This window comes from Alkalihalobacillus alcalophilus ATCC 27647 = CGMCC 1.3604 (assembly GCF_000292245.2).
Classification (GTDB): domain Bacteria; phylum Bacillota; class Bacilli; order Bacillales; family Bacillaceae_D; genus Alkalihalobacillus; species Alkalihalobacillus alcalophilus.
Genome location: NZ_ALPT02000166.1, coordinates 1 through 944, shown reverse-complemented (window position 1 = coordinate 944; position 944 = coordinate 1). Strand labels below are relative to the sequence as shown.

General features: G+C 39.3%; 1 protein-coding gene. It reads left to right on the top strand.

Going from position 1 to position 944, the window contains the following annotated elements; genetic code table 11:
* Window positions 1-127: 127 nt before the first annotated feature.
* Window positions 128-944 (top strand): IS1182 family transposase (locus tag BALCAV_RS20905; protein ID WP_040324342.1); only part of this gene is annotated, 817 nt, incomplete at its 3' end.

Here is a 944-nt window from a genome sequence, read left to right as displayed (position 1 = left end):
GAATGAATTTCATAATCTGAACCCTATGTCTCGCAAGACTTTATAGACATCAAAAAAGGAGTACCTCCCCAAAAAGTCGAATTAGTAAGTTACTACACAAAACTAATGACTGGAGGAAGACTCCCTTATGACTATTATACGACAAGGAAGCCTATTTGACCTGCAAGATTTATACGATTTAGAACCTACCCATCGTTTTGAAGCGGTGTTTTCAACGATTGAGATGGATCCGATTCTATTTATTGTTTCTAAAAAAGCCCTTTATGGTGCACCTGTTCAACTTAATTATGCAGCCATGATTTACTCTCTTACAGCTAGAATTCTTGAACGAATTCCTACGATTAAAGATCTGATTAAACGCTTAAAAAACGACTATATGTTTCGTTTAGATTGTGGATTCCTTCTTTCTGATGCGATTCCATCTGAAGCTTCTTATTCAAGAATGCTTACCAAATTAGCTGAATCTGATGTTCTTGAACGTGTGAAAGAAACTCAAATCCTTCAAGCCATTCTAGAAGGATTTATCATGGACGATACAGTTGCCCTTGATGCGACTCACATCGAAGCGCGGGACCAAGCTCCTGCGAAAGAAGAAAAGCCTAAGTCAGAGCCAAAGAAACGCGGACGTAAGCCCAAAGAAGAACAAGAAAAGTGGCTACAAGAAAAGGCTGAACGTGAAGCTGCTTTACCACTATTTGAGAAAAAAATAGAAGCTCAACTGGGTGCGTCTTTAGTTGAATTACGTTCAGCTGTTCCTCTTGATCCTAAGTGGGGAATCAAGAAAAACAGTAAAGGGAAAAACGTATTTTGGTTTGGTTATAAAGGGCACTTTGCAGTCGGAACCAAAAGTCAGTACATTCTTCAATCGCTCTTTTCATCGGGAAACCTAAATGATGGAAAAGCTGCGATCCCTCTATTGAAAGGCATTCATGAAAGGCTCTCTG